Origin of the sequence: uncultured Anaerovibrio sp., from assembly GCF_947302755.1 — a bacterium.
GTDB lineage: Bacteria > Bacillota > Negativicutes > Selenomonadales > Selenomonadaceae > Anaerovibrio.
On the sequence record NZ_CAMYWM010000080.1, the window covers coordinates 1 to 11611 of the forward strand.

3 protein-coding genes are annotated in these 11611 nt (G+C 50.1%); all 3 read left to right on the forward strand.

Translation table 11 applies throughout. From position 1 onward, the window contains the following. Positions 1-247: 247 nt before the first annotated feature. Entirely contained in the window at positions 248-1867 is a 1620-nt protein-coding gene (locus tag Q0Y54_RS08505; protein WP_297966334.1) for a ShlB/FhaC/HecB family hemolysin secretion/activation protein, read from the forward strand. 87 nt (positions 1868-1954) lie between these two features. Then, entirely contained in the window at positions 1955-5899 is a 3945-nt protein-coding gene (locus tag Q0Y54_RS08510) for a leukotoxin LktA family filamentous adhesin (protein ID WP_297966336.1), read from the forward strand. Continuing rightward, positions 5896-11611 (forward strand): hypothetical protein (locus tag Q0Y54_RS08515; RefSeq protein ID WP_297966339.1); only part of this gene is annotated, 5716 nt, incomplete at its 3' end. The genes Q0Y54_RS08510 and Q0Y54_RS08515, both read left to right, overlap by 4 nt.

Consider the following 11611-nt stretch of genomic DNA (forward strand, 5'->3'; position numbering starts at 1 on the left):
AAAACTCCACCTGAATAAGTTATCATTTTATCTGAAAGGGATATAAAGGGTAGCGGGAAATCTGTTTTTTTATTTTTTAATTGATAATTGTAACTAGCTTTTCGATAAATTTAGGGAGAAGGTTTTATTAATGCGGGGAAAGGGCAAAACAAGACGCCGTAAATTTAAATTCAAAAATATATTTAACAGCAATACTTCGTTAAGGATAAAAAGTATAGTACCAGCATGTGCAGCAATGTTGGCCCTCATGGGCACTGGTGTACAGGCGGCTCCTCCCGTTCCATCAGATTTTTTGCCTGGTGCCGCAGATGCAGGTGTGCAGATGAATCAGACCAGGGAGGCTATGGAGCGTGAGCGTATTGCTGAACAGATCAGGGCAGATGAGGCCACCCGTAATGAACGGGTGGAGGGGATACCGGAAAATGGATCCAAGTCGGCGGATATTGACATGAGCTTTGAGCTGAAACAGATTGAGACGGACCCGTCTCAAGTGTTGACCAAGGAAGAAATTGATGCTGTCATTGCCCCTTATGTGGGCAGGTCCATAACCGTTAAGGAATTATATAAAATAGTTGATAATATCAATAATATCTATAAAAAGAAGGAATATATGACCTGTCAGGCCTTTTTGCCGCCCCAGACCATTCATGAGGGACTGGTTCATATAAATTTGGTGGAGGGCCGCACGGGACAGGTTACCCTGGAAGGGAACAAATCCACCAGTACCGGCTATATCACCAGCTGGTTCCCCTTGCAGAAGGGCCAGATTGCCAATACCGGTGAATTAAACCGTTCCCTGCAGCGGTTCAATGGCACCAATGATGTGGCCCTTAGAATAAAAATGCAGGCCGGTAAAGAGGAAGGCACCACAGATTATGTTCTCTATGCCTTTGAGCCTAAGCTCCATAATTTTACTCTATATTCCTATAACAACGGCTATGAAACCAGCGGCCGGCTTCGCTATGGTTTTTTCTACAACTGGCGCAGTGTCAGCGGCCAACGTGACAGCCTGCGTCTCAGCTATATGCGCAGCTCCGGTTCAAAGGCCTATAATATTGGCTATACATATCCCTTGGGCACCAGCGGCCTGAAGCTGGATTTGGATTATACCGGCAATAAAAATGAAGTGGTTAATGGGGATTTAGGCTCCCTGGGCATTGAAGGGGATGCCACAGCCTACAGTGTGGGACTGCGCTATCCATTGACCGTAACCATATCCAACCGCTGTGAGCTGGGTCTGTCCTATCTCAGCCAGAAATCCAAAACCACCTGGGGACATGGAGAAGTGACCTGGCTGGATGACAAGCTGACCCGCTACAATTTATATGTGGCTTTTACCAATTACGGTAAAAAATCCGTATTTTATCATAGATATGGTCTGTTGCGTTCTAATAAATCGGATATGTATGGCGGCTCAGAAAATGTCAATTTGTACCAGATAAATATGTATTGGCGCCAGGAATTAGCCAATAAACACGCCCTGGTGACCCGCCTCAGTGGTCAGCTGGGCGGCAAGTCGTATATGAGTACGGCCAACCGGTTTTACATCGGCGGCATGAATACAGTCCGTGGCTACGAGGAAAGCTTTATCAGCGGTGACAAGGGCTTTGCCCTGGGGCTGGAATACCATATGCCATTAAATAAGGACAAAAGCCTGAATGGTATGGTGTTCTTTGATTATGGCTGGGTAAACGGCGGTTATGCCATTTCGGGAGCCAATACCCTTATGAGTACCGGCCTTGGTGTTACTTGGGAAAATAATGGATTTAATACCAGTCTGCTGGTGGGAATGCCCCTGAAAAGAGATGTGGGGGGCAAGAAGGCAGACAGTATGAGATTACAGTTCAGTATTGGTAAGACTTTTTAAAAAATTCACATAAATTATACAAGCGTGTAAAGTGTACCGTGCAAGTGAGGTCCTTTTCTAAGGCACAGCTGGCAAGGAGGGGTTATCATGTCGCAGACAGGGAGATTTCGTAAAAAAGTAAAAAGAAATGCTGTTGAACATGAGCTGAAGCAGGAAAGATACGTACATAACAGATTGGCCGGTAAGGTGTTATTGGGCCTTACCTTGGGGTGCCTTACGCTTCTGCCCTTTGGGATGGCTGAAGCTGAGCCGGAAACCAATATCACCGTCAAAGGGGCAGCTGCGCCTATTGAGGCTGATAATGGCATTTATAAGGTTTACGCCCAGCATGTCAGTGATGATTTGGGCGTAAATCGCTTTGATAAATTTGAGTTGGGGGCTGGAGCACGGGCCGATATGTATTTTAACCAGCTGGGTCAGACCAACTATGCCAATACTCTGGTAAACATGGTTAATAGCAGGGTTAGTATCAACGGCTTGCTTAATGCGGTTCAAAATGGCCAAATTGGCGGAAATTTGTATTTTCTCAGTCCCGACGGTATAGCCATAGGCTCCCAGGGTGTTATTAATGCCGGCAGCTTTACCGGCATGGTAGTACAAAAGGATGCCTTTGCTGATTTTTTTGAGGGTGAAGAAAACAAGAAAAGAGCCAGCGGCGGCCAGGCGGGGCAAGCCTTTACCGTCGATGATATCAGAAATCTCCCTACCAGCGGTACTCTTACTGTATCCGGCCACATTAACACCCATAGCGGCATTGTATTAGGGGCTGGCGTTATCAATGTCAGAAGCGGTGCCCAGCTGTCCAGTGTAGGTAGTATTCAATTTGAGGATATAGTTAATCATGCTCAGGTTCCTAGTGGATTGACAGCTTCCACCGGTTCTGGCGGTGATATTGTATTAAAGGCGGCCAATACCATCAGGGTGGATGACAGCACCCTGCCGGAATTGAGAGCTGTAAGGAAAACTAATGGTCAGGGTTTGGAAACTGACGAATATGAGCTGGAAAACTGGGATAAATGGGAAAAGGGCTGGCTAAAGGAGCTGTTGGCCGCCACCAATACGGCAAGCATCGATAACCAGGGCAAGCTGGTGGCTGGGGGAGCAGTAAAGCTTAGCGCCAATGCAGATACCGCCTACAAAGAGGGGGCCATTTTTAAATATCTTCAAAATCAGCAGGTCAAGGACTTGGTCCAGACCGAAATCCGCAAATCTATAGCCCAGGATGCAGCCCTGCAAGAAGGTCTGTACTTGTATTTAAAGTTCATTACTGGCGATGACGCGGCTGATTTGATGCAGCCGGATCAGTCCAAGTGGATAGCCTGGATTGACAAGTTCCTGTTGGGGATTATGGAGGGAACCGGTAACCGGACCAATGCCGCCAATATTTCTCTGGGTGGAACCATTGATGCCAATTCGTTGACGGCCAACGCCACCGCTGATTTGACCATGGATGTGGATGCCAGCGTAATGGCAAGAGCTTATACCAATGTTACGGGGAAAAACACGGCTAACATTACCGTAAAGGAGGGCCTGTCCCTGCAGCATGGCAATAACTCTATTGGCGCAGTAACTTTGGGGGCTGACGCCAATATGGATATTTCAGCGGCAGCCCGTGGCCTGAAGGTAAGACGGGACTATGGGGATACCACCACCCAGCTGCCGACGGTTTATGGTGCCGTGACTATTGTGGATACGGAGAGCAGTGCCAAGGTCCAGGTGAATGAGGCGATTACTGCCACCGGTGATTTCAAGGCTGCCGCCAATATGGCCGAAAAAATGAATGTGGTGGCTTCCTCGGCCATGAATGAGGACGAGGGGGTATTGTCCGCTGGTGTAGCCTATGTGAATGATCGGACGGATGCCAATGTTACTCTAAACAAGGCAGTTACGGCTCAGTCCATTGAGGCCAGTGCGGATAATATCGTCAAAAAGGATATGCTGACGGTCAATAATACCCTGGGGGCAGTGTCCGGTCAGGTATTTACAAGTGATATTAAGGCCGTGGAATTACGCCCATTAGATGACAGCCAGAAGAATACTGTTAATAATTATATGGATAAGCTGGTGGATTTGGGGGACGGTCTGGTGGGCAAGCTGAAAAAATTCGGCGATGCCGGGGCCACAGTGGGCGTTTTCCATCAGGAGAACAACAGCAATGTGGTGGTGAAGGATGCTCTGATGGCCACAGGCGGTGATCTTAAGCTGAATGCTGAGACCTCCATTGGGGATAAAGATAACAGCGGTAATCCAATCGGCGGCTTCCATATGAATGTGGTAAGCACCATGACCCATGCCAATAGCTATGATGGCACCGCATCCACCAGCGGTGGCTTGGTTAATGGGGCTCTGTTGGTGGACAGTGTACAAAATAATGCCAATGTTAAGGTAGCAGCTCCTGCCAAGTCGTTGCAGGCTGCCGGTGATGTACAGATCGATGCCGTCTCTCACATGGATTATGCCCCGGATGCCGAGGGCAAATATGGTGTGAAAACAGCCTGGAATGAGGTCAAGGACGCCTTTGCATCGATACAGGACCAATGCTCCGAGGATATTAAAAATGCCTTTGCTTCGGCCTTTGATAATTTGGAGGATAATATTCAGGCCATAGATTGGAGCAAGCCTACGGAAATACCCTCCACCTTCACCAATTGGGATAAGCTGCAAACCGCTGTTCAGAAAATAAAGGATGACAGTCAGCTGGAGGACTGCCTCAAGGAGCGTATTGTTATTTTGGCGGAAAATGCCATTAACATGACCCATCCATCTGCCTATACCCATTATCATGTACGTACTGAGTCCAAGAATCAATCCCTGGACGGCTCGGGACAGTTTAGTGCCACCGGCTCTGTCCAGGTGGATGAGCTAAAGAATAATGCTGCTGTATTGATTGGAGAAGGCACCAATATTGTGGCGGATAGCGAAAGCAACGGTGAGGGTAAAGTAGCCCTAACCGCCGATTCCGCCACTGATGTTGTGTCCATTACCGGCAGGGGCGGTGAATATGCAACTCTGGACCAAAACGGCAAGGTGGGCGTGGGAGCCAGTGTGGCCCATCAGGAAATTGGCGGCACGGGCCTGGTTATGGTGGGCAAAAATGCCACTCTGCAGGGTACTGCTGTGGATATAGCTGTTGACCATAAAATGCAGCAGGTGGATATTGCTTATTCCTCCGGCAAGGCCGATACCTTGAATATTGGGGGTATGGTAAATATCGTTAAGGGCACCGGCAACAGCATTGTGTCCGTAGATGATGAAGCCACCATCAAGGCCACGGCGGCCGATGGTGCTATTGGATTGCACACAAATAATGATACCAACATCAATGCCATTACCGGCGGCCTCACTCTGGGGGGCAAGAATGCCACGGGGGCAGTGGGTGTTGGCGTAAACTGGGTAGCTTATGATACCAACAATATTGTCCAGGTGGCAGATAATGGCCAGGGAGTTGCCAAGACCACAGATAAAGACACGGATACCCAGGAGCAGAAGGCCGCCAATCATACCCAAAATCGTAGCGTATTGGCCCGGGCTTTGGCCAAGGACATGGGCTCTGTTGATGATAATTTCTTCGGTACAGCCACGGCTGATGGGGCTGCTGTCAGCAAATGGCAGGCCCATAGCTTTGCGGCCATGGCCAACACCACCGGTACCATCAACAGCATCGGGGCGGAGATTGCCGGGACCAATGGTTCGGCCTGGTCGTTCTTTGACGCGGGAAGTAACATTGTCCAGAATATAAGCAACAAGCGGGATAAATTTAACAATTGGCTGGCGGGCGATAAGCTCGTGAATACCATTCATGGGGCCAACGTCAGCAATTCAGCCAGTGCCAACTTAGGCGGCACCGGCAGCTTTAATTTGTCCGCCGCCGGCAGTGCAGCGATGAATAAGGGTACCAGTGATACCGCCGCCACCGTGGCTGGTATTCAGCTGGAGAAAAATAACGCGGCTGAGCTGGACAGCGTTACGGTTCAGGCCGCTGACAGCACCTTCCTGGGCTCCTTTGCCGGGGGGCAGCCTTTAATGCCATGAAGCAGAATACCCGTCCCTCCGTTACCATTGGCGGTGCCGTGGCGGATACGGAGGCTAGCCGTACAGTTGATGCGCTTATTATGAACAGTCAGCTGGAGGGAGCCAGGTCTGTTACCAATCAGGCGAACAAGGCCGGGGCGGAGGTGGCCTCCGGTTTGTCCCTGGCAGTTAATACCAGTGGTGGAACCAGTCTTACGGCCAGTGGCTCCGTCTCTTATAACAGCGTGCATAACAATGTACGGGCCATGCTCATTGGCAACGACGTAAACCAGGGCTATACTGGCAGCAATAAAACGGATATTACCAACAAGGCCATGGCCAGCGACTGGCAGCTTACCGGGGGACTGGCGGCCAACTGGACGGGCAGTGACGGCAAAACAGCCAACCTGGGCGGTTCCGTATCCGACAGCGATTTGTCCAATAATGTGATAAGCCTGATCAGCGGCGGCACAAATCGGCACTATGATAAGGTAAACAAGCTTACTCTGGAAGCGGCCAAGGCCATTAATCAGCTTAATGTGGCCGTGGCGGGCAGCAAGAGCGGCGGCAAGACCGCCATCGGGTTGGATGGAGCCGTGGCCTTCAATGAGGTGAATAATAATATTACTGCCGCTATCCGCAACAGTGCTGATATTGAGGCCAGCGATGCAGTGACCTTGGCTGCCCATGATGTGGAGGGTGGCCAGTCCGTCAGCAAGGCAGAGCTGCAGGAAAAGGGCCTTGATGTGGACTATGTAACGGATAAGTATATTTCCCAGGATGCCAGGAAGGCCATCAACAACGAAGCTGTGGTTGATGCTGGGGTGGACAATGAAATTAAGGGGACAGCCAACAATCCTGATATTCCGGTATCGGCCAACAATCTGGCCTTAAATGTGGCCGCCGGCATTAATATCAACGGCAATGGGGCCGGTGTGGGTATTGGCATGGACGATATCAAAAACAATCTGTCCGTGGATGTGGCTGGCTCCACCCTAAAGGGCTCGTCCATTAATGCGGCTGCCACCAATAAAACCAAGCTGGTGGGCGTGGCCGCCGGTGCTTCGGTGGGGGCTGATTATTTCGGCGGAGCCGGAGGAGTAAGCTGGCATAATGTTACCAATAACAACAAGGTAAATATTACTGATAGTAATTTAACGGCCAATGCCATCACGGGGCAGTCGGATAATACCTCCAGTGTTGTCAGTGTGGCCGGGCAGTTTAATCAGGCCAAAAATGTGGGCAGTGGTATGACCATGGCCAATAATGATATGGATAACACCACCGGTGTCTACGTACAGGGTGGCACATTTAAGGGCTTAACCGACAACAAGCTGGACAGCCTCAATTTGGGTGCCCAAAATAATACCTATGTGCTGGCTCTGGGGGCCGGACTGGGACTTGCGGCCGACAAGAGCAGCCTGCTGGGCCTCCAGGGCTCCGTGGCCATCAACGAGGGCTGCAACAGCAGTGAAGCCATTATCAGCAAGGGCCAGCAGGGCACTAATATCCTTAATGTAAAGGACCTGACAGTTGCGGCCGAAAATACCACATCAAAAACCACCATTGCCGGCAGTCTGACCTATACCCAGGGGGGCGTAGCCGGTATCGGTGGCGGCGTGTCCTATTCCAATATTGGTACAAAGAATAAGAAGGAAGCTACCAGTGCCCTTATTAAGGATGCCACCATTACAACCCAGGAGAATTCCACCTTGGAGGTAAAGGCCACTGATGCCGCTAAGGCGGCCAGTGTAGGCGTGGGCGTTGGTATTGAGGCCAAGGTGAATCTGCAGGGTGGCGTGGCCCGGACCAATGTCTACAAGGATGTTACTGCCGGTATGGAAAACAGCTCTGTGGATGCAGACAAGGCTGCCGGTCAGGCAGATGTACGGATAGAGGCCAAGTCCGATATTAACAACAAGACGGCCGGTGCCGCATTGGCTACGGCCTTTAGTGGTGCCATTGCCGGTGGTGTGGGCCTGTCCTTTAATGATGTGCACCAAAACACCAGGGCCTTCTATAGCTATCTGAATAACCAGCCGGTGCAGGCCAGTCGTATGAACAATCTGGCCATAAATTCCACCGCCGACACCAGGCTATTGGGTATTGGCGTCGGCATGGACGGCTCCAGGAGCTTCTCCATAGGTGGCTCCTACAGCTATAACCGTATTGGCAGCAATACCACGGCAGAGATGAGCAAGGCCAATATTATCAGTGAGAACAATATTGGCGTGGTGGCTCAGAGTGACGATGCCATTTCCAACTATGCAGGTGTGTTGGCAGTTGGGATGCAGGGTGGGGCGGCCGGTGTTACCGTGGCCAATAATCAGATTACTGGTGATACAGTGTCCTCAGTGGCTGACAGTAAATTAGTCACCAATGCAGCAGGGACTGCTGATGAAACCAAAAAGATTTCCGTCAACAGCGGCATGAAGGATTCAGCTAAGGGCGGCTCCGATGGCATATTAAGCGGTATGGTCAGCAAGTCCACCTTTAACCCGGCCCTGCTTAAGGCTGGCCGCACTAATTCAGCCTTAACCGGTCTGGTGGTGGACAGCAGCTCTACCCACGCCATAGCCTCTGATGCCCTTACCGGAGCTGGCGGAGCCATTGGCGGAGTTTCCGGTACCTTCAATGAGGACTATGTTCAGGGCAATACCAAGGCGTATGTAAACAAATCCTCGGTTAATGAGAATACCTCGCAGTATGGCGGGGCTATTAAGGATGCCCAAAATATTTCGGTAAAGGCAGCAGATTATACCAATATTGGTACCTTTGAGGTGGGTATTGCCGGCGGCCAAAATCTGGCGGTGGCGGCGGCTCAGAATACCAACAAGCTGAACCGCAGTGTGCTGGCCGAAACCAGCTATACCACGGCCAAGGCCCATGATGTTGATGTGCAGGCCCTGTCCAAGCAAGGCATTGCCAATTTGGCCATAGCCGGTGGTCTGGTTATTGAAGGCGTAGATGGTAATGCCAATGTGATTAATGATGATATTGCCATGAAGGTGGGGACCAAGGCGGACCACCTTACCCTGGATTACACCGATAAGGCCAATTTGCAGGCTGATAATGAGAGTCGGGCCTATATGGGTACCTTTGATGTGTCCGGTGCCGCTACTGGCGCCGCCATCGGCCTGGGGATAAATCTTGTGGAACAGAAATCCACCGTTAGCACTACTGTGTCCAACAGTACCATAAAGGAAACCACCAGGAATGATTCTGAGGCCAATATAACGGCCAGGAACAAGACGGTTCTGGATGCGGCCCTGGTATCCGGCGGTGTGGCCGGTCTGGGGGGCAGCTTAAGCGGTACATTTAATTACAGTGATTTGGCCTCTGATGTGGGAGTCGCTATTGATAAATCCACCATTCAGGCGGGAAAAATCAATGCAAAAGCCCACGATGTTATTTGGTCAACCCAAAATACCGGCACAGCCCAGGGCGGTTTATTCGGTGGCTTCGGTGTTAATAGCACAGTTAATACCATAGCGGATAAATCCCAGGTTACCATCAGCAATAACAGCTCCCTGACTTCTCAGGACAAGACGGATATACAGGCGGATATAGACCGCGACCTGGATACTCTTATGCTGAACGTATCCCTTGGCGGCGTGTCAGCCGGGGTAAATCATTTGGCGACCTCCATCAATGAGGGAATAAAGGCTGATGATGCTCTGCTGGATAAAATCAAAGCGGCCAATGGTCAGGATAGGGATAACACCCAAGCCTTTGTGGGCCTGACGGCGGCTGAGCGTCAGCAGGTGCGGGAGCGCACGGCCTTTACCATCGATACTGGTGTCGCTGGCACTGATTTGGGCAGCAGTGTGTCGGTCAACGGTTCAACCATAGCGGCCACTGGGGATCTGTCCTTGATGGCGGAGGAAAAAAATCGGGCTAATTTACAGACTATTGGGGCTGATGTGGGTGGACAGACCTTTGTGGTTACCCAGGCGGATGCCAAGGTGAAAAATGCCACGGCCGTTAATATGAACGGGGCAGCTCTGTCCGGCAGCCAGGTGAATATCCTGGCCAATACCGGGGACAATCCGCGCCAAAATGATGATGATACCCATAAAGGAATCTACACCCAGGGGGCCGTTGGTAATTTAGGTGTAGTGGGCATTACGGCCATTTCCAGTACAGCGCAGCTAAGTGGTTCTACTGGGGTTAATGTGCAGAATACCAACATTACCTCTGCCAAGGATGTCAATATTAACGCCACCAATGATGTTACCGTCAATACCAATGTGAATGGTGTGTCAGCTGGTGTGGTTTCCCTTAATGTGATTGATGAAGGTATTAATAATACCAGCGTTTCTGAAGTTAATTTTGACGCCAGCGGGACAAATCATACCATTAAAAGTACCAACGCCAATGGCAAGATAAATGTAAATAGCGTAAAGAATGGGAAATTCACTGCCAACAGTACCGGTATATCCGCTGGCTTGGCCTCGGTGGGGTATAATGGGACCTATGCCAAGGATAATAGTATATCTCAGATTAACCTTAAAGGTGGCAATTATACCTTTGGTGCAGATACCGTGTCCTTCTATGCCACCAATGCACCTAATCTGAAGGTGGATATTGATAATGATGCTGTTGCAGTAGTAACTGGTATGGCTTCCGTCGCTACGGTGGAGGCTAATAGCGGTGCCACAATAAATGTAGCGGACAACAACGCCTTTAGTGCCAAAAGCGTATTATTTGGGGCTCAGGTGGGCAAGACGAACGAGACCACAGCCACCTCCCGGCTGCGCAGCGTGGCAGTAGCTGGTATTTCAATACCTGGCTACAGTGGTGATGAGTCCAACATCACCACCACTACCAATTCATCGGTTAATATTGGTAGTGAGGATTATTCCTACACTGTTACGGAGCAGGATGAAAATGGGAATGATATACAGGTCGAAAAATACGCTACCCTGGCTATTGCTGCTCAAAATGAGGTAAGCCGTAAAAACGATATAAGTAATGTTACCGTAAGTGCTATTAAATTTGCTGCCGGAGCTATTAATGGCAATACCAGGGCTGAGGATATGGTTAGTGCTGCTGCTGGTGGTGGCAAGGTATATGATCTCATACTGGGAGCCACGGGCAATTCCTATACGGATGCTTATGTACGGGGCTCTGGTGGCGGCATAGTTGATTATGGCAATATTGCCAGTGCCCATACCTACTTTGATAATTCCGCCAATGCCCATATTTCTGGTACTTGGAGTGCGGCGGGGGAGCTGCGTGTCAATGCCAAGCAAAATGATGGCATGGATGCTCAGGTTCTGTCCGGTACTGGCGGATTGCTGCAGGGCAGTGGAGTTTACACTGACTTGACTATTGGCCAGAAGGGCCGCGAAACCACGGCTAATATTGCCAATGGTACCATTATTGGGGCTGACAAGGTATTTGTGGGTGCCCAAAATGAACTAAATACCCGTAAACATAATACCTATGGCAGTCGACTGGATATGACGGCAGGCAATTTCTTTGGCATGTCGGAGCTGGAAAGCAAGGATATTATCAGGAAGGGAACCCAGGTAAATATCGGCGACAATGCGTCGATTATTACTGCCGGTACCCAGGACTATGAGGCTGCCAATAAAGATGTACTGAATAACTACGCTACAGGCGAAAATATCGGCTTGGCGGAGTCTATTGTGGTGCGGGCAAAAACGGACTACACCTCTGCCAATAAGGTGACTCTGGGCAAGGGTACTCTCCTTAAAAATACTGGCG